The organism is Shewanella sp. Iso12 (assembly GCF_012030025.1).
Classification (GTDB): domain Bacteria; phylum Pseudomonadota; class Gammaproteobacteria; order Enterobacterales; family Shewanellaceae; genus Shewanella; species Shewanella algae.
Window position 1 is genome coordinate 31423 of sequence record NZ_JAAUHW010000011.1, and the last position, 23066, is coordinate 54488.

Below are 23066 nucleotides of genomic sequence, written 5' to 3' on the forward strand. Positions count from 1 at the left end.
GCGAGGCTGAAATGGCTCTGTTGCAACGTCTTTGGCGCTTTTATAGTGCCCATCAACACTTGTTGTTAATCCTCTTGTGCCTGTTTCTGGTGCTGGGCAGTGGCAGTCTGATGATGATCCGCAGCATCAGGGCCGGCGCCGGCTTCTGGGATCTGAGCCATGTTTATCTCGGGCTCCTGTGCGTACCTTTGTCGCTGACATTTCTTGTGAGCAACTGCACCTCGGGCCGCTGGCGCCAGTATTTCAGCCTGTTTATCGGCGATTGGCGTCAGATAGGCGCCGATATCGGCGGCTTGTTTAAAGGCAAGTTACCGGTCGCCGGAGGCAAGGGGCTGTTTAGCCTGATAGAAGGGCTGGGGATGTTGCTGCTGCTCGGTGTGGCCCTGACCGGCCTGCTCTGGTATTTGACCCAAGGCTCCAGTGATGCGCTGTTCTGGCGAGGCTGGCACAAACATCTGGCCCACGGTTTTATTGGCTTTTTGATAGTACACGCCATCTGTGCCCTCAGTCATCTGCTTGACTTCTTTCGTCAGTAGGGCGCTTAAAGTAAAAAGCTTTGACAATAAAAATGCCGCTTAACAGCGGCATTTTTATCTGACTTATTTGCGCAGTTCACGCCTGAGTATCTTGCCGACCGTGCTCTTGGGCAGTTGGGCGACAAACTCTATCACCTTGGGCACCTTGTAGGCCGCGAGCTCCGCTCGGCAGTGTGCCTCTATGGCTGCTTGAGCCTTGGTGGCATCGACCTCAGGTTTGAGCACTATTACCGCCTTGACGGCTTCACCGCTGCGCTCATCTTCAACACCGATAACCGCGCATTCAAGTACCAACTCACAGCGAGCCAGCACGTTTTCGACGTCATTGGGGTAAACATTGAAGCCGGAAACGATAATCAGATCTTTCTTGCGATCCACTATGCTGTGATAGCCATCTTCACTCTCAATGGCGATATCTCCTGTCTTGAAGAAGCCATCCTCTGTCATCACAGCCGCAGTCTCATCGGGCTTTTGCCAGTAACCACTCATCACCTGAGGGCCGCGCACCGCCAGTTCACCGGCTTGACCCGGTGGCAGGGGCTGGTCATTGCCATCGAGAATCTGCACTTGAGTCTCGATAACCGGTTTGCCTATGCTGCCCAGACGTTCCAGTCCTGGCGCGTTGAGGGAGATAACCGGCGAGGTTTCACTCAGGCCATAGCCTTCAGATATGGTGCAGCCTGTGGTTTGTTGCCAGAGTTTGGCTGCCGCTTCGGTGAGGGCGGTACCGCCGGAAATAGTGATCTTCAGATGGGAAAAGTCCAGTTCACGGAAGGTTTGCTGGTGGCACAGACCGACAAAAAGGGTGTTAAGCCCGGCAAATCCGGTAAAGGGATATTTGGCTAAGGTCTTGATCAGCGAGGCTATGTCCCTCGGGTTGGGAATAAGTACCGTCAGAGCGCCGCGCTCGAAGTAAAGCACCAGATTCACCAAAAAGGCGTAAATATGGTAGATGGGCAGCGGGGCGACGAAGATCTCTTCCCCCTGTACCAGGTTGGCGCCGATACGGGATTCACATTGCAGGGCGTTGGCAATCAGGTTTCTGTGGCTGAGCATGGCCCCCTTGGAAAGGCCTGTGGTACCGCCCGTGTATTGCAGCGCCACCAAATCGTCCAGAGTCAGCTCTACTTCGCTGAATTCCAGCTGACGTCCCAGCTCAAGGACTTTGGTGAATTCGATATTTTTCAGGCCGGTTCTGGGCTGAATTTGCGGCTCGATAAGATCCAGCGGGTGGGTGGAAATCACGGTTTCAATCGGGGTGCTGGCAACGACTTTGGCCAGAATGGGCAAGAGATCTGACAGTACCACCAGCGCCTTGGCGCCGGAATCCTTGAACTGATGGATCAATTCCCGCTCGGTATACAGGGGGTTGGTATTCACCAGCACCAGGCCTGCGCGAATCGCGCCATAGGCGGCAATAACGAACTGGCTGATATTGGGTAGCTGGATGGCGATGCGATCGCCGACTTGCAACTGGGTGTTGTGTTGCAGGAAAGCGGCAAAGGCGCGTGAGTCCCTCTCCAGTTCCCGGAAGCTGATGGCCTTGCCGAGGCAGGCAAAGGCGCTCTTGTCGCCGTAACGCTCACAACTACTGACTATCATATCTGCAAGAGAGTCATAGCGGGAAAAATCCAACTGAGTCTGGCTATCGTATACCTGATTCTGTATCACTCTTGTCATCACCTTTTCCTTTGGGATTTGTTATTGTTATTTGGTTTTGAACGCTTATTTAGCCCTGATATTAACTCTGGCCCCTGTCTCCCCCGAGACTTTCTGCGCTGTGCTGAATGCTGCGCCAAAAAGTTTTGCAACGATCTGGATTCAGGTTAGAGGCAAAGCGCAGCCAAGGCAATGGTGGCGAATGAAAAATCCTGTTCAATAAATAGGTTAATCGACTGTAATTAAGGATAAAAACATGCAGCAACTGCGGATAAAGATTATTTCCGGTAGCCTGAGAAAAGGCTCGTTCAACACCCGTCTGGCCCATTATGCCGCCGCCGTGGCCGCCGAGCTGGGGCTGGAGTCTGAGGTGCTGACACTGAATGCGTTTCCCATGCCCCTGCTCAATCAGGATGATGAGGCAGAATTTGGCGCCCCCGAAGCTGCCGTGGCACTCAAGGGAAAGCTGTTGCAGAGCGATTGTCTGGTGCTGGTGTGCCCCGAGTACAATGGCTCCATAACTGCGGCCTTGAAAAATGCCATCGATTGGCTGTCCCGCCCGGCAACTCAGCCCGCGGGCAATGTATTTGCCGGTAAATGGGTGGCCCTGATGGCGGCAAGCCCGGGAGCACTCGGGGGGCTCAGAGGCTTGACCCCGGTCCGCGAGCTGATGTTCAACCTGGGGGCGCTGGTATTACCCGAGCAGTTGGCGCTTGCCAAGGCTCACGAAGCCTTTACCGAAGATGGTTATCTGCTGGGAGATTACCAGCAGAGCAAGGTGAAAAGCATACTGCAGGGGCTGATTGCTCAGCAGAGTAAAGGATAAAAAAGCGGGCGGCGAAGCAGGGTGAAACACTTCGCCGCCCTGAGGCAACTCAAGGGGCAAAAAATACCGACTTCTGGCTGACGCTATTATCTGGCGCATCGGCCTCGGTCACTTTAAACAGCAGATTGCTGCGATTGTTGTCGATTTGCGCCACAGGCACAGTCAGGGTCAGCGGCAATTCATACTGCTCGCCGGCGGCGATGTGAACGCTATTGGTCGACAACTTATAGGGCAGGGCGCCGCTGATCTCTATCTGGTAGTGCTTATCCTGCTGGGTCTTATTGCGTATTTTCAGCAGATAGCTGTTTTCTATGCCGTCATCCAGGGTTTCCCTGTACAGGCTTTGGCGGTCGCGGATCACATTGAGCGTGATGGGATCCCGCGAGTAGATATCCAGCCCCATGGTGCAGAGTATCGCCAACAAGGCGGCGCCATAGCCAATAAAGCGTTTGCGCTGCCATAGTGGCGGAGTTTGCCCGGTCAGTGACTCTTCACTGGTATAGGAGATGAGCCCAGGGCGATAACCAAACTTGCTCATGGTCTGATCGCAGGCATCGACGCAGGCTCCACAGTTGATGCACTCATATTGCAGGCCGTTACGAATATCTATCCCGGTGGGACACACCTCGACGCAGAGATTACAGTCGACACAGTCGCCAAGCTCTGTGGCTTGCTTGCGCTTTCTTGGGCCACGGCTTTCACCTCGCTGGGCATCATAGGTCACTGTCTTGGTGAAGGAATCGAACATAGCTGATTGGAATCTGGCGTAAGGGCAGCAGTGCAGGCACATCTGCTCACGCATCCAACCGGCATTGAGATAGGTACACAGGGCGAAAAAGTACACCCAGGCGCTATCCCAAAAACCGGCGGAGAAGGTAAAAATTTCCGGATACAGCTGCTTGGCCGGTACAAAGTAGGCGATAAAGCCACAACCGGTGATCAGAGACATTAAAATCCACAGCAGATGTTTGCCGCCGCGCTTGCCGGCCTTACTGACCGTCATGGGCGAGGCATCCAGCTTGATCCTCTGGTTACGACTGCCTTCCAGCTTCTCTTCTACCCAGGCAAAGCCGAACGTCCAGGCGGTTTGCGGGCAGAGATAACCACACCAGACCCGGCCCCAAAACAGGGTCACAAAAAACAGTGCAAAGGCGGCAGCGATAAAGAACCAGGCTAACAGGGTAAAATCCTGGGGCCAGAGGCTGCTGCCAAAAAAGTAAAACTGTTGATTGGCCAGATCGAACCAAATGGCCTGTCGTCCCTGCCAGTCGATAAAGGGCAGTAACAGAAACAGGGCTATCAACAAGGCGTTGAGGCCGCTGCGCCAACGTTGAAAATAACCGCGTTGGCTACGAAAGTGGATTTTGCCGCCCTTGTGGCTGCTTTTCTTGTCTTGGGGGGAGGGGATAAAAGTGACCGGAATCGCTTCCGATGACTGTCTTGCCTGTTGAACCATGCTACTTCCTGAATGACGACTGACACACGGCTAGGCAATGGCAAGAGGCGTGCCAGTTAAAATGCATGTTTAACTTATTGATTTATATCTAATATTATTTCATTGGGATAAATAAAAGCTCACGACATAGCGTGAGTTGGCGATATATCGTGACTTTTGTGGTTTTTGGTTTTCAGCCTCGGCTTCAACTGCCCTGGCGGCGGATCCCCAGCTTTTGCATCCGGGATCTCAAGGTGCTGGGGGGCAACCCAAGACTGCTGGCCGCGCCCCTTGGACCGGATATTCGCCATTGGCAGGCGTCCAGTGTCGCCTTGATATGGGCCGCTTCCACTTCGGCCAGGGTCTGACCCACGGCTGGCAGCGGCGTATCACTGGGCAAGGGAGCGAGATGCAGTATCGGCTCACGGGCAAGAATGGCTTCCCGTTCCAGCAGGTTTTGCAATTCACGCACATTCCCCGGCCATTGATACTGCATCATCCGCCGCAGACTATCGCCATCAACGCCCGCCAGTGGTTTACCCAGTTTCAATGATAGGCTCTTGAGCAGCTGTTGCACCAGCTCAGGGATATCTTCCCGCCGCTGTCTCAGTGCCGGAACCTTGAGCGGAAAGACATTGAGCCGGTAGAAGAGATCCATCCGGAACAGGCCTTGCTCCACCCGCTGCTGCAGATCGTGATGAGTGGCGGCGATCAGCCGAATGTCCACCTTGATACTGTCACTGCCGCCGACGCGTTCAAACTCCTGCTCCTGAATAACCCGTAGCAGCTTGGACTGAGCCTCGAGACTGAGCTCGGCCACTTCATCGAGGAACAGGGTGCCTCTATGGGCCAGTTCGAAGCGTCCCTTGCGCCGCTGGCTGGCGCCGGTAAAGGCACCTTTCTCATGGCCGAACAGCTCACTCTCCAAGAGTCCGGCAGAGAAGGCGGCGCAGTTGACCGAGATCATAGGTTTGTCTTTGCGGCTGCTGAGCCGGTGCAACTGGCGGGCGACCAGCTCCTTGCCTGTGCCGTTTTCCCCTTGGATCAATACGGTACTGTCGGTATTGGCCACCAGGCGCAGCTGTTTGAGCAGGGTTTGGATCATCGGGCTGTTACCGGCGATCTGCTGGCTGCCCGTCTTGTCTTCCAGCTCGGCCTGCAGCCAGGAGTTTTCCGAGGCCAGCTGTTCCGACAGTGCCTGCACCTGTTCCAGCGCCTGACGCAGCGACAACTCGGTTTGCTTTTGCAGACTAATGTCGCGAAATATCGCTACTACACCCTTGAGCTTACCGTCCTGCCACACAGGCGTGGAACTATAGTGTACGGGAAAGCAGCTGCCGTCCTTGCGCCAGAAGACCTCTGTGGTGATTTCTCTGGCTTTACCATCTTTAAGCGTCTGATAGATTGGGCAATCTTCGTGGGGGTAGACACTGCCATCGGCGTGGCTGTGGTGGTGAAAGTCGTGGATCTTGCGCCCCAATAGCTCGGCGGCGCTCCAGCCGGTCATCTTCTCGGCGGCCGGGTTGATAAAGACGGCATTACCTTTAAGATCAAAACCATAAATGCCTTCACTGACGGCATTGAGCAAGAGGCGGTTTTCGGGCAAAAAGCTGTTTGAGTCAGACAAGGGCGGCTCCTTCGGCACTGATGACTGCGCCAGTATAGAGCCGCTTACAGGGCTTGTCAGTACAGATGCACGATATATCGTGCCTTACTGGCTGGCTTGAACATGAGCCAGTACCTTGAGCAGATCCTTGACCGTCAGGACACTGGGCATCATGATCCCCTCGGGGACAGCCGGGCCATGGACGCGGTTGTAGGGGGTTCCCACAACGCCTTGGGATCTCAGGTAACTTTCCACAGCCGGATTGGGCGTGCTGAGGTCGCCGCGCATCAGCACTATATTGGGCTCGGCCAGCGCCCTGACTATCTGCTCCCTATGGAGCACATTGGCCTTGTTGGCCTGACACACAAGGCACCAATCGGCCGTTACATCGACAAAGACAGTCTTGCCTTCTGCCACCAAGGCCGGGATTGATTGACTGTCTAGGGGCCGCCAGCGCAGTTCTCGGTAAGCCTCGTAATCTTCACCTCGATACACAAAACTGACCACGGCAGCGACACAAAAAGCCATTCCCCCCAGTACCAGGATCACCGCCATGGGGATCTTGGCGCCGCGACGCTTTTTGATTAACAGCAGCATAATCACCGCTATCAGGCTGAGTAGAGCCAGTATGCTGAGAGTAAGTATCATCCGGGCCTCAATGGGGTTAGGGAGCTATATAGGCGCTCAGTATAGTGAGCAAGCCTTAAAACTAATTGAAAATTGGCGGCTCGAAAGCGCTGGCATCATAGAGTATATTGACCAACCTGTTGCGAAAGGTGCTTGTTCTATATGAGGCCGGTGTTTGCACAAGACAGGGCAAAATGGTGTGTTTCATTGAGGGGGAACAATGAATTGGAGTGATTGGTTGGGACTGGTGGCTATCTCGTGTCTGGGGGCCATGTCACCTGGGCCTAGCCTGGCCATGGTGGTGCGTCACACCTTGGGAGGCGGGCGCAGTCGGGGCATTACCTGCGCCTGGGCGCATTCTTTGGGGATAGGTGTTTACGCCTTTATCACTCTGCTGGGTTTGGCTGTGGTGCTGAAACACACCCCTTTGCTGTTTAACGGCATCGCCATCTTGGGGGCGCTCTATCTCGCCTGGCTAGGCGTTCAGGCGCTGCAATCCAAGGGTGGAATGCAGCAAAAACTCAGTGCCGGCAAGCCGACGAGCATGTTGACAGCTGCCCGGGACGGCATTGCCATTTCGTTGTTTAACCCGAAAATTTTGCTGTTTTTCCTGGCCTTGTTCAGCCAGTTTGTCGCCGCCGCCGATAGTCTACTGGGACGAGGCATCATAGTCTTGACCCCCATGCTGGTGGATGGACTCTGGTACACCCTGATAGCCTTCCTCTTGTCTCAACCCAAGGTGTTGCCCAAGCTCAGAGAAAAGGCGCAATGGATTGACCGCCTCAGCGGCCTGGTGCTTATCCTGTTGGCCGGGCGGGTGATCTATTCACTGCTGTGACTGCAATGCCTGCTCGAGATGTTCCCTGAGGGCGATAACCAAAGGACTGAGCTGACGTCTGTCGGCGCAGAGCATATTGAGTGGCGCTTCTTCACCGCGCCACTCGGGGCAGAGTTGCAGCAGTTGACCGTTTCTCAGCTCTTCGCTGATATCGAGCCGCGACTTGTAGGCTATGCCTTTGCCTGCCACGGCCCAGCGCCGCACCAACTCGCCATCATCGGCGACTCTATCGCCTTTGACCTGCACTGTGATTTGGCCCGACTGTGACTGAAAATGCCACCTGCTGTGAGTCGCATCGGCCAGCATAAAGCACAGGCAGTTGTGCTTTGCCAGTTCCTCCGGGCTGCCCGGCGCACCGAACCTGGCAATATAGTCGGGAGAGGCGCACAACACCCTGTCATTTTGACGGCAAAGCGGCAGGGCGATAAGCGCCGAGTCGGCCGGCAGCCCGTAGCGGATCACTATGTCGACGGGTTGGCGGTAGATATCCGTCAGGCGATCACTTATCTGCACCCTGATACTCACCTGCGGGTGGCGTTCCATAAATTCATCCAATATCGGCAGCAAACGGTTGCGACCGAGATCCGATGGCAATGACAACTGCAACTTGCCCTTAAGCAGGCTCTGACCTTGTTGAATCGCCTGAAAACCATCGTCGAGAATATTCAGGGCTTCATTGCAGTGCTGCAGAAAGATTTCACCTTCCTGTGTCAGACGCAGGCTGCGGGTAGAGCGAACAAAGAGTACAGTGTTGAGTTGGGCTTCGAGGCGCTTGATGGCGGCGCTGGTGGCGGCCGGAGTCAGATCAAGCAGTTGCGCCACCCGCGACAGGCTGCCCTGTCTGGCGGTTTCGCTGAATATTTTCAAGTCCTGCAATGCTCGTATCATATGCGCTTCCCGGTAGTTGTTCCCTGTTGTTACCCCAGCTGTTATTTACGCCTGTAATCGACAGATATTCAAATAAATTTTGAAAGTGTCGCGGGAGAAAGGAAAGGGCAGAGACGGTGGTGCGCTGACGGGACCGAGAAGGGGAAAGCCGAAATGGTGTAATAGTGCGGGGGCACAGGCCCCCGTAGTTGTCAGGAAACTCAGATCTTGAATTGCTGCACGGCATTGCCTGCCGGTTCGGCAGCTTCTTCGCTGTTGACCACTGGAGGGTTGGCAATGTGATCTTCCAGGTTGTCATCCAGCATGTCGCGATATTCGGCGGTAAACCACTCAAGAGCATTGGCTTTTTCGGCGCCCAGATCGGCAGACTTGATAGCGGCTTCAAAAGCATTGAAGCGGGCGGCGGCAAATCTCAGGGCGGTGCCGACTTTACCTACGTCGCCTTCTTGCTGGGTCAGCTCATTGGCGAGGGCGATAAACTGATCTGCTAACTGGAATATGGTGGTTTGGTTGTTGTCGTCTGACATACTATATTCGCTCTTGCTAAGCCAAAGATTGAGGGCCGATTCTAACCTAAAAAGGCGCTGTGCCAAGGAAAAATATTGATGATTGGGATCTGAATCCCCGTGCTTGCTTGCCAAGATCCTGGCATTTGGGCAAAAAGTCGCTTCAACAGTGGCTGCAGTTGCTGTCACTCAATTCTGTGTCCGCGGGTTATCTTGGCTTACTCCTCAATAGGTTGGCTTGTAAAATCGACTCAGGTTCCTTTGAATCCAGGCCACAGAGCCAACACTCGGCGCTTGTATCCCGCAGTCGGCACTCTTAAGCTATGGCCTCTTTTACACAGAGGATTATCACCATGGCGCTCCCCACTGACTGGCAGGCATTTATCGCCGCTGAACAACAGGCCCCTTACTTCCAGCAACTCAGTGAGTTTGTTGCCGCGGAGCGCGCCGCCGGCAAGGCTATCTTTCCTCCTGAGGACGAGGTATTCAGCGCCTTTGAGCTGACACCACTGGACAAGGTGAGAGTGGTACTTATAGGTCAGGACCCTTACCATGGCCCAGGTCAGGCTCATGGCCTGTGTTTCTCGGTTAAACCCGGGGTGAAGACGCCACCTTCGCTGGTCAATATGTATAAGGAACTGGCGACCGACATCCCAGGATTCTCAATCCCGGATCATGGCAATCTGCTGAGCTGGGCCAAGCAAGGAGTCTTGATGCTCAACACTGTGCTGACGGTGGAGCAGGGCAAGGCGCACTCCCATGCCAAGGCGGGCTGGGAAACCTTCACCGACAGGGCGCTGCAACTGCTGGATCAGCGTGAAGAGCCGATTATTTTTGTCCTCTGGGGCAGCCATGCCATTAAGAAAGGCAAGCTTATCAAGGCGCCGCAGCACAAGATCTTAAGCGGCCCGCATCCTTCGCCTCTGTCAGCCTATCGTGGCTTCTTTGGCTGCGGCCATTTCTCGGCCATCAATCAGCAACTGAAACAGTGGCAGCAAGCCGAAATAGATTGGCAGGTTTAGAGAAGGGCTTATTTCGCACTTTCTTCGCATTTTCCTTAGCTAGAGAGATAGCAGCTATTTCACAGTATCGAGCAGAAACCTGGGTTACTGCTCGATACTGTGGATTGAATTGCCTCAGACCTTGAACTGAGCTGTGGTGACACCAAGCTGATTCGCCAGTCCCAGCAAGCTGCGGGTGCTTATGGCCACTTGGCTGATGGCGGTGCTGTTTTCCTCGGCCGCGGCACTGAGGCCGGAAATCCCTTTGGCCAAGGTTGCCGATACCGTCGTTTGTTCCTCGGCTGCCGTAGCCGTTTGGCTCATCAAGGACTTGAGTGTCTGCAGCCGGTTACTGATATCATCGACCGCTTCACGCATGCCTTCGGCTTTCTCGGCGGTAGAGGCGGCTTCATCGCTGCAGGTTTGACTGTGGCTGACCAAAGAACCGGATTGGCGCTGGATCCCTTGCAGTACATTGCCTATATCCTGGGTGGCTTCCTGCACCTTGACCGCCAACTGACGTACCTCGTCGGCAACCACAGCAAAACCGCGACCGTGTTCGCCGGCTCGGGCCGCCTCAATGGCAGCATTGAGCGCCAGCAGATTGGTCTGTTCGGCAATGCTGTCTATCACTTCAAGCACAGTGCCTATTTTCTGGCTGTCCTGTTCCAACGAGTTAACCTCTTTGTGGATCTCGGCAAAGTTGTTGAGGGTGACTTCCAAACTGGCGCGGGTATGATCCAGGTTTTGCCTCAAGGTTTCACTGGCGACCTGACAGGCGTTCACTTCATCGGCCGCGTGGGCAGTATTCTGGCCCACTTCGGCGGCGGCATAGCTCATCTCTTCCACCGCAGTTGCCAGCATGTCGGTTTCCTTGGCCTGAAGTTGAATGCTGCAATCGGCCTGGGTGATGGCGGCTGAATTTTGCTCTGCTGCCGATTCCAGCTCCTGTCCCATACCTATGAGCTGGGCGATGATCTCCCTGAGCTTGCTCTGCATTCTGGCCAACCAGCTCATTAGATGGCTGTCGCTCTGTGCTACTTGCAGCGTGCTGGTGAGATCGCCGGATGCTATCACTGAGGTGAGTTGACACATGTCGGCAGGCTCGCCTCCCAAGGGGCGCAGCACAAAGTTGCTGACCAGCTTGGCTGCCAGCAGTGCCAGCACTATGGCGCCGAGGCACACCATGGCACCGACATAAACCATATGCAGCGCCGGTGCTGCGACTTCGGCCTGATCGATTTCAGCTAAGAGCGCCCAACGAACCCCGAAGGCATCTATGGGAGCATAGGATGAAACCACTGGATTGCCTTTGTAATCCTTGAGCTGCGTGACACCGCTTTGACCCTTGAGCGCCTGTTCCACCGCTTGGGTATCTATGCCATTTTGCCTGACTGTACCGGCAAAAGAGGCTTTGACTGTGCGATTGACCGGGTCGAGAAAAGAGTCGGAGCGCATACGCTTGTCGGCACCCACCAGATAAGTTTCACCGCTTTGGCCCATACCCTCGCGAATTTGCATCACCCCATTGATCCTGTCGATGGAGAGCTGGGCGGCAACCACCAAGGGGCGGCCCTGATATTGAATGCTCTTGCCGATAAAGGCTGCCGCTTCATTGCCCGAGGGGGCATAAGGGCTGAAATCGGCCATCACAGTTGCGCCGTTGCTGTTGATAGCGCTTCTGAACAGACGCCCAAGACCTGAATCTGCATAAGGCCCGGTTCGCAGGTTACTGCCCCAGTCGGCTTCATGGGTCACAGTGTCTTTCACCAAGCCTGAGTCTTCGATGATGAAAATATCGTAGAAGCCCAACTCTTTGTTGAGGGCTTCCAGCATGGGGCGGGACTGGCTGAGACTGTTGAGTGATTCACTGTTTTGGATCACGGCCGCGATTGCATCCAGATTGTTGCCGAAGTTGGCAAACATGGCATCGAGCTGGCGCTCTTTGATTTCTCTGACGGCCAGCAGCCTTTCTTCGGCCTGATTATAGAGCTCATCTTTGGCGAGCCAACTGACCAATGCCGTTGCCAGCACTAAAGGAACCAGCACGATAAGCAGACTGATAAGCTTGATTTTGGTGGTAAAGCGCATAGGTTGACTCCCTGTCAAACGGCTGAGAGAAACAGCATCCAATTCCATTCGATGTGACACAGCACAAAAGTTTTTGGCTGCTTAAAATTTAGAACAGGAGTGAGCAAGCGGCCAAAAAATTATTGTGTAAATTTTCGCCTTGGGAGTAACGCTATCCTGCCAGTCGCTGATCGCCTTTAAGCAATTGCTGTTGCAAATCTTTTAATTGTGATCTCCATCCATTGCCAAAGTGGGTGGAGAAAGGTAATTTTCAGCGTTATATAATTTTGTATATAACGATTGTCGGCGAGGAAAAACAAGATTGGATAGAAGGAGTGTTATCAAGGCCGGCTTGAGTCTTGGGTTGTTGGTTTGTTTCCCCGCGCTGGCCAATCCTGTGCCGGCCTATGGGACTGAGCCGAATTCAAACGGACAATTGGCGCTGCCGCCGGCTGCAGATATCAAGCGGGTGGTCAGTGCCGGAGGGCCGGCGGACCTGCTGTTGTTGGCCTTGAGTCCGGAAAAGCTGCTCGGTTATGCCCACCTCAAGCCGGCCTTGTTACAACAGCATGGCTTTGCTCTAAGCCTGTGGCAAAAGCCGAGACTGGGCCGTTTGGTGGGCCGCAATGCCAGCCTTTCGCTGGAAAAGCTGATGACTCTGGATGCGGATCTTGTCGTCGACTATGGCAACCTCAGCCAAAACTACTTATCTATGGCGCAAAAGGTGGAACGCATCAGCGGCGTGCCGTTTCTGCTGCTCGATGGTTCACTCACAGGCACCCCGGCGCAATTGAGAAAACTGGGGCAGGTACTGGGAGCTAACGAACGGGCAGATTTTCTTGCCCAGCGCACGGCCGAAATACTCAGTGATGCCAGAGAGTTTGGCCTTAGCCAGGAAGAGCCCATCTCTTTTTATTTCGGCCGCAGTGCGACGGGTCTTGAAACCGGGGTCACAGGTTCCATTCACACCGAAGCCATAGAACAGCTTGGGCTTAAGAATGTCGCCAAGGCCGGTGACTATCGCGGTTTGGCCAAAGTTTCTTTGGAGCAATTGATGGCCTGGGAGCCTGAGCTAATCATCAGCCAGGATCCCGCCTTTATCCGCCATATTCGCCAAGACCCTGTCTGGGGCTCGCTGGCGGCGGTACGCAACAAGCGGGTCTATTGGTTGCCGAACAAGCCCTTTGGTTGGATTGACTCGCCGCCGGGAATAAACCGGCTGCTGGGCATGAGTTACCTTAGGTTGCTGTTGTCCGGCGCTGATGAGCAGGCCAGGCTGGCGCTCGTTCAGGATTTCTATCGCGATTTTTACCACAGTGAGCTTAGCGAGGAGCAGGCGGCCAATCTGCTGCGCCCCGAATGAACGACAGAATCAAATACCCACTGGCGACCGGAATTTGTCTCAGCATTCTCTGTTTTGCCGCAGCCAGTGGCCAGTATCCTCTCAGTCTGGCGCAGCAGGGGCAGGCGCTTTGGCATGCCATCGGTGGCGATGTGGCCGCCCTGGACAGCAAGAGCATCAGTGTCTTTTGGCATTTGCGGCTGCCCAGAATTTTGGCGGCGCTTATGATAGGAGCCGGTCTGGCCGCCAGCGGCGCCGCTTATCAGGGAATGTTCCGTAACCCTCTGGTATCACCTGATATTCTGGGCGTTTCTGCCGGCGCCGGTCTGGGCGCCGTATTGGGCATTTATCTGGACTTATCGGTTTACAACATCCAGCTGTTTGCCTTTCTCGGTGGTTTGCTGGTGGTGGCTCTGGTTTGTCTGCTGGCGCGGCTCAGTCGTCAGGGCGATCCTGTGTTGTCTTTGGTTCTGGTGGGCATAGCTATTGGCGCCTTGTGCGGCGCCGGTATTTCATTGATGAAATTGTTGGCCGATCCCTACAGCCAACTGCCTTCCATTACTTTCTGGCTGATGGGCGGGTTGTCGGATATTACTCTGGAAGATCTCAAGTCCAGCCTGCTGCCCATGATACTGGGATTGGTGCCGTTAATGCTGCTGCGCTGGCGTATGAATCTGTTAAGCCTGGCCGACGATGAGGCCAGCAGCCTAGGGCTCAACATAGCGAAAACCCGGCTGATATTTATTCTGGCGGCCACACTGTTGACTGCGGCGGCGGTATCCATCGCCGGCATTATAGGTTGGCTCGGGCTGGTGGTGCCGCATATCGCTCGTATGCTGGTGGGCGCCGATTTCAGAAGGCTGTTGCCCATGTCCATGCTGCTGGGCGCCTTTATGTTGCTGCTGACCGACACCCTGGCGCGCACTCTGGCGCCGATTGAGCTGCCGCTGGGGATTTTGACCGCGTGTATCGGCGCGCCCTTCTTTATGTTTTTGCTGCTGAGGGGTGGAGGCCGGGGTCAATGATAGCCAGCATGCAAGGTGTCACAGTGGGCTATGCCGGTAAGCCTTTGCTGGCTAATGTAGAGCTTTGCTTACCGGAAGCTGAAATCGTTTGTTTGCTCGGCTGTAATGGCAGCGGCAAGACCAGCTTATTGAAAACATTGCTTGGCTTGCTGGTGCCGCTTGCCGGTGAGATAAAGATAGCCGGCAGGCAAATTCATCAATGGTCGCAGCGCGAGCTGGCACAACAGATGGCCTATGTGCCACAGGCACAGTTGAGCCGTTTTTCCTTTCGGGTGTTGGAAATGGTGCTCATGGGCTGCCAGTCGCGGCTGGGACTGTTTGCCGTGCCCGGCGCGAATGAGCAGAAGCGGGCGCTGGCGGTCTTGAAACAACTGGATATAGCTCACCTGGCCGATTGCGCCATGGATCAGATAAGCGGCGGCGAGCGCCAGTTGGTGTTGATTGCCAGGGCCTTGCTGCAATCTCCAAGATTGCTGGTGATGGATGAACCGGCCGCCAGCCTGGATTTCGGCAATCAAATCAAGTTGCTGGCTCAGGTTAAACGACTCAAGCAGCAGGGAATCGCAGTATTGATGTCGACTCACCATCCGCGTCATGCCGAGCTGTTGGCCGACAGTGTGGCGCTGGTGGAACCCGGTCATGGCCTGAGACAAGGCGCAGTGGCCGGGCAGTTACAGGTATCAGGACTGGCGCAGCTCTATGGCGTCAGTGAGTCTGCGATTGCCGAGCACCTTTAAGGTGCCGGCTGAGGGTTAAATCTTAAGCAAGGTGATTTCATGATAATAGAAGAGCTGGACTTTGCCGCCATGTACCGCGAGCACCTGCAAAGGGCGGAACGCACCCATAAGAGTGCCGAACATTGGGACAAACGGGCCGAGAAGATGGCCGAAAACTGCGCCAGACCCAAGGACAGTTACTTGGAGGGCTTTTTCAAGCTGATGGATTTGAGTGATAGCGACACGCTTTTGGATATGGGCTGTGGCCCTGGCTCTGTGTGTCTGGGGCTGGCCGACAAGATGCGTGCTGTCTATGGCCTGGATTACAGCAGCGGCATGTTGGAAGTGGCCAAGCGCCGCGCAGATGCGGAAGGCTTGAGTAATGTCACTCTTATCCAAAGAGCCTGGGAAGATGATTGGAGCGACATCCCCGTGTGTGATATCGCAGTGGCGTCGCGCTCGACTCTGGTGGGCTGCCTCAAGAGTGCCCTGGAAAAGCTCAATCGCCAGGCCCGCAAGCGGGTTTATACCACTCATACCGTCAGCTCAACCTTTATCGATCCCGCCATTATTCAAGCCATAGGTCGTAAGCTAGTGACTCTGCCGAACTATCTGTATGCGGTGAATATTTTGCAGCAGATGGGCATTAAGCCCAAGGTGGACTTCATCGAGTCCAGTGGTTGCATGAACCAAGCCGAGAGTTACGCCCAGTTTGAAGACAACGTTGCCTGGTCGCTGGGGCCTCTGGATGACGCCGAAAAGCTGCGGTTGCAGGAGTATTACCAGAGTCATAAGCAACAGGGCAAACCTCTGCGAACCGGCGATCGCAGCTGGGCCATGGTCTATTGGGATGTGATACCCCAGGCCTGAGTCAGAGTCTGATTAGTTATTGCCCGGACTCGCATCGAGCTCCGGGTATTTTTTAATAATCGATATATAAAAAAATATACATCGATTTAATGTTGAAGGTCTGTAGTATGAAACCAAAGCACTATTACTCTATTCTGCCGCTGATGCTGGCTTCTCCGCTGGCGCTTGCCGATGGCAGCGTGGCTGAGTCTGAGAGTAAAAACGAAACCAAAATAGAAAGGATCAGTGTCTGGGGCAGCCCGGTTGCCGCCAATCAGGACAGCGTCAATCAAGACACCATCAAGATGCTGAACAAGCAAAACGTGGCCGAGGCGCTGAATATTATTCCAGGGGTCAGCCTGCAAAAATCCGGTCGTCGTAACGAGGTTCAGGTTAAGGTTCGGGGTTTTGACAGTAAGCAGGTGCCACTGTTTTTTGATGGGATCCCGATTTATATCCCTTATGACGGCAATCTGGACTTGGGGCGTTTTCTGGCATCGGATCTGGCCTCGGTGGAAGTCTCCAAGGGGTATGCCTCTTTGCTGCAGGGGCCGAACATGATGGGCGGTGCCATCAACCTGACGACCCGCAGACCCAAGAAGAGTTTTGAAGCACAACTGAGCGCCTCCCAAGGCTGGGCCCGCGGAGAGGACAACGGTTATAGCCTGGATGCCAGCCTGGCCGGCAGCAATGATTGGGGCTTTATCCAATTGAGCGGCAACAAGCTGGACAAAGACTTTGTCGGCCTGTCCCACGACAACGACAACCCGATCGCCGGCAGCGACGGCAAACGCGCCAACTCGGCATACAGCGATAGCCGCGGTACCGCCAAATTTGGTCTGACTCCCAATGAAACAGACGAGTACATCTTTACCTATATCCGCCAGGAAGGAGAAAAGAACAGTCCGCCCTATGCCGGCACTGAAGCCGATATTCGCCCTACCTATTGGCAATGGCCGCAGTACGACAAACAGAGCTTTTACTACAGCGGCTATACAGAGTTCAGCCCAGGGGTTGTGCTGCACAGTCGCCTCTATCGCGATGAATTTGAAAACACCCTGAGGATATACAAGAGCCTGGAAAACCTGCAGCAACAAAAAGGCCCCTACAGTCATTATGACGATGCCAGCAATGGTGCCGGCCTGCAGCTCAGTATCGATATGCGCAAAGACGACATCTTGTCGTTTGCCGCTCACTGGAAGGAAGACCTGCACAAGGAGCAAGGGGAGCCTGACGGGGAGTTTGACAAGTACAAGGATAGAACCCTGTCGGCGGCAGTGGAGTATCAATGGGCACTGAGAGATAACCTGGATCTGGTAGGGGGCATCAGCTACGACTCCCGCAAGAGCCTTGAAGGCTACAAGCATGAAAAGGATGGCAGCCTGACCCGCTATGAAGACAACTCGCAGCACGCCTTCAGCTGGCAAGTGATGGTCCGCTATGAATTGGCAAACCTGGATACACTGCAACTGTCTCTATCCCAGCGTAGCCGCTTTCCGACGCTGAAAGAACGCTACACCACTTTCAGGCCCGCCTATGGCCAAACCGCCATAGTCAATCCGCATCTGGAGCCTGAGCGGGCGACCAACCTGGAGCTCAGTTATCAGGCGACATTGGCGACTAACTGGCAGTTGGACAGCAGTGTCTACTATAACCGGGTGTCCGATGCGATTTTGACCCATAACATCACCCCGACACTTATCCAAAACCGCAACAGCGGTAGGGTAGATTACAGCGGGCTGGATCTGGGGATTTATGGCGATCTCAGCGATTGGGCCAGTGTTGGCCTGAGCTACAGCTATATTCACGCCGATGTTGAGGATGAGCAGCTCGATGTTACCGGCCTGCCGGATCATCAACTCTTTGCCTGGGTTAAGCTGACTCCACTGGAGGAGCTGGACATCATTCTGAGTCAGGAAGCTCGCAGCGACAGCCTCAGCAATTCAAATGGCAATCAGGTCGCCAGTGGTTTCGGAGTGACCGGCATTCGCTTCGACTACCGCATCTGGCAGGGGCTGAGTGTTAATGCCTCGGTCAACAATCTGTTTGACCGTAACTACGCCTATAGTGAGGGCTTCCCCGAGGAGGGACGTAACTATTGGCTGGGGGTGGAATACCGTTTCGGTCACTAAGCCTTTCAAGGAGGCAGAAAACAGAAGAACCCGGCTATGACCGGGTTCTTTGTTATCTGATAGCGTTTGTGCTCAGAGTGCGTTAGCGCAGCAGAATGAACAGCAAAGGCAGCAGGACGCCTGTGAGAGTCAGCCAGGTCTTGCGGCTCTTGAGCAGGTTGCCACTACGCAACATCACCAGCGCCGATAGCGCCAAAAACAGCAGCATGGTGGCATAGATGTCGGCAATCCAGGTCCAGGCGTCACGGGCATGGTTAAGATGCAGATAGTTGAGTGCCTGCAGTAATGGCCTGCTGTTTACCATCTCGGCCGAGACTGTGCCGGATACCAGGTTAGCGCTAAGCAGGCTGCCATCTTTGAGAAAGACTTGGTACTCATTGGCGCTGGCACGATAACCGCTGCGGATATTATCCTGCAGCGAAAAGTGGCGGCTCAACAGGCTTTGAATGTCATTGTTACCCAGTGAAGGATTCAACCCTTCGACACGGCTCTCACTCTGGGTTATCTGGTAGTTGGGGTTCCAGTCATTGATGTGATTGACGGCAATCCCCGAAATGGCATACACCAGAGTCATGCCTATGCACAGATACCCTATGTCTCTGTGCAATAAACGGATCCTTTTGCGCAGCTTGTTACTCAGCATCACGGATTTCGACTCCGTATGGATGCAACTGATAGAAAGTCACTGCTTGAGTTACGGACTCAGGATCGAAGGGCTTGTTGTGTTGCTGGGCCTGATGCCCGAGATAAGCGCGGGTCTGTTCGAGATCCAGCTCAATTGCCTCTAACGCTCCGGTAGCATAGGCTTTTTGCCCACGGGCACTGACGGGAAAGACCATCTCGCCATCGCGAACCTTGACTCTCAATCGATCAAAGCTGTCGTCGGTTGCCAGTTCCATCCAGCAGCCCCGCTTGCTGCACACTGAGACTATGGTGCCTTCTACCGTGAGCTCCTTACCCACATAGTCATTCGGCGATGCCATCAATGTGGAAATGGGCACGAAGATATTCAGATCGACCGGTTCGCCGAACTTGCTGTCGGCACTAAAGGCCAGAGGGGTAAACAGGGCTGCCAACAGGATTAACTGATTGATACGCATGGGAGTAACCTTTGTAGTTGAATATGATTTATTGAGAATGGTTATTATTTAATGTTGCGATATTATTGAAGCCTGAAGCGATATTCAAGTATTCAGGGCATTGAAATCCCAATATGCGAGCTGGTCGGCATTTTGCCGATTAATCAAGATTATCTGTCTATTTTCAATAGGGTTTCCAAGAGGTGATACTCAGCTGTTGGGCCCCGGATGGCGAGACTGGCCAGAGTGCGGCCGAACGTGAAACAATAGCGCGACGGACAAATGGAAGGAAAACACATGCAGCCTATTTTGATCACCGGCGTCGGAAAGCGTCTGGGACTGGCAATGGCCAGGGACTTGATGGCTCAGGGCTATCCACTCATCGGCACCTATCGCAGCCATTACGCCGCCATCGACGAGCTCAAGGTCGCGGGCGCCGAGTTGCATCAAGTGGATCTCTTGCAAAATAGCGAGATCAAAGCCTTTATTGCCGATGTAAAAAGCAAGCATGAGTCTCTGCGGGCAATCATTCACAACGCCTCGGATTGGATGCCGGAGCGGCCTGATACAGATGCCGCAGAGGTTTTTGACAGCATGATGCAGATCCACGCCTCCGTGCCCTATCAGTTGAATCTGGCACTGGCGCCGCTACTGGAAACTGATGAGATAGGCTGCCGGGATATCATTCATATCAGCGACTATGTGGCGCAGAAGGGCAGTGAGAAGCACATAGCCTATGCCGCCAGTAAGGCGGCGCTGGATAATTTGACCCTGTCATTTGCCGCCAAGTTGGCGCCGGGCGTCAAGGTCAACGGCATAGCACCGGCACTGATGCTGTTTAATGAGCAGGATGATAGCGCCTACCGGCAAAAGGCGCTTGCCAAGGCATTATTGCCCAAAGAGGGCGGCGAGCAGGAGATGCTGGCCGCAGTGAAGTATCTGATGACCAGCCGTTACATGACGGGCCGCACTCTGTCACTCGATGGTGGGCGGCCGCTGAAGTGATTTAATGCAGCAAGGGACAACTGGGCTTTAAGGCCAGCACATCGCACTGTAGTTGATTGAGCATCTGCTCAGAGGCGTGGCCGTTGAGTTCGCTCAGCAACCCTCTGTGCTCTGCCGCGCCCATGATGACTATGTTGCTGTGCCATTTGTTGGCGGCCTCCGGTACCACATGATCCGGCATGCCGCTGGCCAGATGCAACTGCTCGTCACTCAAGGCCAAAGGTCTGGCGACCTGCCGCAGTTTTTGCCACTGATTGTCTTTCTGAGAGCGACAGCCGGGTTGCTGGTTATCGAAGGCCATACTGATGTCCGCTTCCTGATAGCAGTTGAGCAGATGCAGCCTTTGTTGCAGCAAACCGGCAAACTCAAAGGCCTGTTGCAGCAATCTGTGATTGAAATGGGAATGATCTTCCGTGTCTTCATCCAGCTCCAAAGCCGCCAGTAACGACCCTTGCTGCTCCCAGGGAGAGTCGCTGACAAACATCACCGGCAGGGACACCCGTTGCAGCAGTTGCCAGTCATCTGTATGACCCAATTCACACTGCAGGGCTGAGTAGCTGTGATGTTCTACCAACAGCAGATCGTAATGCGCCTGTTTTAGCTCGGTGAGAATGGCGGTCGGCAGATCCTTGGCCTGACACTGCTTCAAGCAAAGGTTCAGTTCCCTCGATGGGTAATGTGGACGCTTTTCCCTTAGATGGGAAACCAAGGGCTGTGGATGTACTTTTTGCTGTAGCCACTGACCAATACCCTGATATTTAGGGGTTTTGACTCTGAGCAGTGTGAGCTCGGCATGGCTGGCATTGGCCAGTTGCACCGCTTTTCTCAGGGCCAGTTTTCCTCTGTTACTGTCGTCCGAAACGGCCAGCAAGCGTGTAAATACACTCATGACTCTATCCTCGAGGCCAAGACTATTATTGGCTTCGTATAAGTCTAGCCATACCGCGCCACGCCATCAGATCCTTTTGCTCTTGAAATGTCCGTCAATAGCGGCTTTTGGTCTGTTTGGCCGCAGAGTTTTACATCAGTCTTTGCCCTGTAGCAGTGACTCCAACATATGGTATTTACGGCAGGCAAAATGGCGGAACGATTCGCTGATAAAGCTGATTAACCAGTCGGATTCCAGCGAGCCATAGCGGGCGGAAGAGATGTAAAGCTTGTAGGTAAACTCCACGTCGGAAAGGCAGGATGGCGCCTCCAGCACACTGAGTTCAGTACCTATTTCCTCTAACGGGAAAGCCAGAGCCGAGGTGTATACCAGAGCGTTGCTGCTCTTGAGTACTTCGATGATCTCGCTGATGCTGTCTATTTTGGCTCTGATCTTGAAGTCCGGGAACTTGAGCTTCATGGTTTTTTCTATCAGGGACTGGCCATAGGAGTTGAAGCCGCACAGGTCGTGCAATACCACAGGGAAGTCCTGCAGATCTCTCAGACAGATACTGCCCTTCTTGGCCAGGTAATGGTCATGGCGCATAAAGAAGTATCTGCGACAGGGCAATAGATCTACCTTATAGAGGGAGTTGAGCGAGGTTTGGTTGACGTGAATGCCGTAGTCGATTGATCCTGTGAGGATTTCATTGAAACTATTTTGGTTCCAATTACGGGTACAGAGCACCATTCTGGGGGCTATTTGACTGGCCTGTTCTATTAGTTCAGGGAACCAGTTGCAGATAGTGTTATCGGCCACAAGCCATACTTCCTTGTCAATATTCATAGGCGAAAAATCACTGCTGTTCAGCAGATCATCTTCAATCCTTAAAATAATATCCTGAATCGTACTTTTAATTCGTTTGCACTTTTCTGTTGGGGTAAAACCGTACTTGGTTCTGACAAACATTTCATCGTTGAATATTTGTCGTATCTTTTTCATGTGATAACTGATGCCGGATTGAGTTAATCCCAATTCTTGAGCAGCAACACTGGCATTTCCATGCTCCAGGATCAGCCTTATCAGCTGCAAATGAATTAGCGACAGATTGTTTATATCGGCTTTGTTCATGGCCTGCTCCCCTTTTTTATAAGGTAATATATTAAAGGCGAATTTTCTGTGACCAGTATCAGTCAGCGGCAGTGCTTTTGTTAAAGTATGTAAAGGTAATAATGTGATCACTATTACCTTTACAATAGGTTATGTGTTTTCTCGCTGATTATTTTTAAAACTGATACCCTAGTTCGAATAATAGTTCGCCTCCATGATGAATTGAGCCGCCCCAGGCATCACGATACTTATATGCCAATGAAGCCGAGGCTTGAGGCAGGAATTGATAATCCAATCCCAGAATCGCTTGATAACCTGAATCCCGGTACAGGAAAGTTGCCACTTGTTCATCACTGCGGTCGAATTGGGTCTCAAAGTAGAATTTACCCAGTAATTCCTGAGTCACAGGATAAGCCAATTGCACCATGGCGGCATAACCACTGCTGCCATTAAAATCTTGCTGGGAGGCGTCCATGTCACCCCAGGCGTAGTGGGCGCCTATCGCCATGGTTCCTTTGAGCTTCTGCCATTGGATGTCGTAAGACAGGCCATAGTAGAAGTTTTCTTCGGTACGGTTTTTATTGTTGGCCGTAAAAGACTGTAGCCAAAGATTAAAGGGGATATCGCCCAGGTTATAGTCCAGTTTTAGCCAGGACTTGACTGTAGCACCGGCCTTATTGCCTTGCTGATTGTCGTTGTCGTCCAAGGGGTTTTCCAGTGTCAGCCAAGCTGCAAAATCGCCCCAACTGGCGCGGGTAGTGTTGGTAAAACTGAGATAACTCTGGCTGTAGAGATTGGGGTTATTGTCTTTGGCATCCAACAGATGCTCATAGCCGACTTTGATGCCATTTTGTTGTTGGAACACCTCGGCTTGGGCCGTGGGGATCAGCAACAGCAATGGCAATAGCCCGAGTAATGAAGTCCTTATTAACATGGTGTCACCTTAGG

The 23066-nt window shown here is 53.6% G+C and carries 22 protein-coding genes; 10 read left to right on the forward strand and 12 right to left on the reverse strand.

The annotated features are described in order from the left end of the window. The first annotated feature begins 11 nt into the window (after positions 1-11). Positions 12-536 carry a cytochrome b/b6 domain-containing protein gene (locus HCX89_RS16720; RefSeq protein WP_045283083.1) on the forward strand — a complete coding sequence of 175 codons (525 nt, stop codon included), beginning with the start codon at positions 12-14 and terminating at the stop codon, positions 534-536. Between the two features lie 63 nt (positions 537-599). On the opposite strand, the gene HCX89_RS16725 is transcribed toward HCX89_RS16720, so the two are convergent. Continuing rightward, a complete protein-coding gene (locus tag HCX89_RS16725) occupies positions 600-2216 on the reverse strand; it encodes an AMP-binding protein (protein WP_167716754.1) in 1617 nt (538 codons plus the stop codon). 235 nt (positions 2217-2451) lie between these two features. Between HCX89_RS16725 and HCX89_RS16730 the strand changes: the two genes are divergently transcribed. After that, on the forward strand, positions 2452-3021 hold the full coding sequence (locus tag HCX89_RS16730) for an NADPH-dependent FMN reductase (RefSeq protein WP_144221379.1): 570 nt from the start codon (positions 2452-2454) through the stop codon (positions 3019-3021). A 49-nt stretch (positions 3022-3070) separates the two neighbouring features. On the opposite strand, the gene ccoG is transcribed toward HCX89_RS16730, so the two are convergent. From ccoG to HCX89_RS16745, 3 genes are all read right to left on the reverse strand, one after another. Next, entirely contained in the window at positions 3071-4477 is a 1407-nt protein-coding gene (gene ccoG, locus HCX89_RS16735; RefSeq protein ID WP_045283683.1) for a cytochrome c oxidase accessory protein CcoG, read from the reverse strand. 184 nt (positions 4478-4661) lie between these two features. Beyond that, the gene (locus HCX89_RS16740; protein WP_028780222.1) at positions 4662-6083 is read right to left on the reverse strand and encodes a sigma-54-dependent Fis family transcriptional regulator; all 1422 of its coding nucleotides are present in this window, start codon (positions 6081-6083) and stop codon (positions 4662-4664) included. A gap of 84 nt (positions 6084-6167) precedes the next feature. Next, positions 6168-6710: a thioredoxin family protein gene (locus HCX89_RS16745; protein ID WP_167716756.1), complete on the reverse strand. Its 543-nt coding sequence runs from the start codon at positions 6708-6710 to the stop codon at positions 6168-6170. A 199-nt stretch (positions 6711-6909) separates the two neighbouring features. On the opposite strand from HCX89_RS16745, the gene HCX89_RS16750 reads away from it, so the two are divergent. Continuing rightward, positions 6910-7527 carry a LysE family translocator gene (locus HCX89_RS16750; protein ID WP_025009988.1) on the forward strand — a complete coding sequence of 206 codons (618 nt, stop codon included), beginning with the start codon at positions 6910-6912 and terminating at the stop codon, positions 7525-7527. Here the strand turns inward: HCX89_RS16750 and HCX89_RS16755 are convergent. Together HCX89_RS16755 and HCX89_RS16760 are read right to left on the reverse strand one after the other, a co-directional pair. Then, positions 7516-8415 carry a LysR family transcriptional regulator gene (locus tag HCX89_RS16755; RefSeq protein ID WP_028780220.1) on the reverse strand — a complete coding sequence of 300 codons (900 nt, stop codon included), beginning with the start codon at positions 8413-8415 and terminating at the stop codon, positions 7516-7518. The genes HCX89_RS16750 and HCX89_RS16755 overlap by 12 nt on opposite strands. 200 nt (positions 8416-8615) lie before the next feature. Continuing rightward, complete coding sequence (locus tag HCX89_RS16760; protein WP_025009990.1) at positions 8616-8942, reverse strand: DUF3144 domain-containing protein; 327 nt, start codon at positions 8940-8942, stop codon at positions 8616-8618. A gap of 332 nt (positions 8943-9274) precedes the next feature. Here HCX89_RS16760 and ung point away from each other — a divergent pair, with 332 nt between their 5' ends. Next, positions 9275-9943, forward strand: coding sequence for a uracil-DNA glycosylase (gene ung / locus HCX89_RS16765; protein ID WP_025009991.1), 669 nt, complete (start codon positions 9275-9277; stop codon positions 9941-9943). A gap of 114 nt (positions 9944-10057) precedes the next feature. Here ung and HCX89_RS16770 read toward each other — a convergent pair whose 3' ends face one another. Then, positions 10058-12013: a methyl-accepting chemotaxis protein gene (locus HCX89_RS16770; protein ID WP_062793434.1), complete on the reverse strand. Its 1956-nt coding sequence runs from the start codon at positions 12011-12013 to the stop codon at positions 10058-10060. Positions 12014-12314: 301 nt separating this feature from the next. Here HCX89_RS16770 and HCX89_RS16775 point away from each other — a divergent pair, with 301 nt between their 5' ends. From HCX89_RS16775 to HCX89_RS16795, 5 genes are all read left to right on the forward strand, one after another. Next, positions 12315-13355, forward strand: a complete 1041-nt coding sequence (locus tag HCX89_RS16775) for an ABC transporter substrate-binding protein (protein ID WP_167716758.1) — start codon at positions 12315-12317, stop codon at positions 13353-13355. After that, positions 13352-14359 (forward strand): iron ABC transporter permease, encoded by a 1008-nt coding sequence (locus tag HCX89_RS16780; protein WP_044733791.1) that lies wholly within the window; start codon positions 13352-13354, stop codon positions 14357-14359. The genes HCX89_RS16775 and HCX89_RS16780 overlap by 4 nt, the downstream gene beginning before the upstream one ends. Next, entirely contained in the window at positions 14356-15096 is a 741-nt protein-coding gene (locus HCX89_RS16785; RefSeq protein WP_037436757.1) for an ABC transporter ATP-binding protein, read from the forward strand. Before HCX89_RS16780 ends, HCX89_RS16785 begins: the two co-directional genes overlap by 4 nt. Positions 15097-15135: 39 nt before the next feature. Then, entirely contained in the window at positions 15136-15945 is an 810-nt protein-coding gene (locus HCX89_RS16790; protein WP_123115769.1) for a class I SAM-dependent methyltransferase, read from the forward strand. A gap of 107 nt (positions 15946-16052) precedes the next feature. Next, positions 16053-18056 carry a TonB-dependent siderophore receptor gene (locus HCX89_RS16795; RefSeq protein ID WP_217351537.1) on the forward strand — a complete coding sequence of 668 codons (2004 nt, stop codon included), beginning with the start codon at positions 16053-16055 and terminating at the stop codon, positions 18054-18056. A gap of 82 nt (positions 18057-18138) precedes the next feature. Here HCX89_RS16795 and HCX89_RS16800 read toward each other — a convergent pair whose 3' ends face one another. Both HCX89_RS16800 and HCX89_RS16805 read right to left on the reverse strand, forming a co-directional pair. Then, positions 18139-18699, reverse strand: coding sequence for a PepSY-associated TM helix domain-containing protein (locus tag HCX89_RS16800; protein WP_123115771.1), 561 nt, complete (start codon positions 18697-18699; stop codon positions 18139-18141). After that, on the reverse strand, positions 18689-19156 hold the full coding sequence (locus HCX89_RS16805; RefSeq protein WP_025009997.1) for a DUF4920 domain-containing protein: 468 nt from the start codon (positions 19154-19156) through the stop codon (positions 18689-18691). The genes HCX89_RS16800 and HCX89_RS16805 overlap by 11 nt, the downstream gene beginning before the upstream one ends. 276 nt (positions 19157-19432) lie before the next feature. Between HCX89_RS16805 and folM the strand changes: the two genes are divergently transcribed. Beyond that, positions 19433-20140: a dihydromonapterin reductase gene (gene folM, locus HCX89_RS16810; RefSeq protein ID WP_202880021.1), complete on the forward strand. Its 708-nt coding sequence runs from the start codon at positions 19433-19435 to the stop codon at positions 20138-20140. 1 nt (position 20141) lies between these two features. Here the strand turns inward: folM and HCX89_RS16815 are convergent, their stop codons facing one another. The 3 genes from HCX89_RS16815 to HCX89_RS16825 form a co-directional block, all read right to left on the reverse strand. After that, positions 20142-21029 carry a universal stress protein gene (locus HCX89_RS16815; protein WP_144217865.1) on the reverse strand — a complete coding sequence of 296 codons (888 nt, stop codon included), beginning with the start codon at positions 21027-21029 and terminating at the stop codon, positions 20142-20144. A 135-nt stretch (positions 21030-21164) separates the two neighbouring features. After that, entirely contained in the window at positions 21165-22139 is a 975-nt protein-coding gene (locus HCX89_RS16820; RefSeq protein ID WP_025886919.1) for a LysR family transcriptional regulator, read from the reverse strand. A 154-nt stretch (positions 22140-22293) separates the two neighbouring features. Beyond that, complete coding sequence (locus HCX89_RS16825; protein WP_107353176.1) at positions 22294-23052, reverse strand: outer membrane protein OmpK; 759 nt, start codon at positions 23050-23052, stop codon at positions 22294-22296. Positions 23053-23066 lie beyond the last annotated feature (14 nt).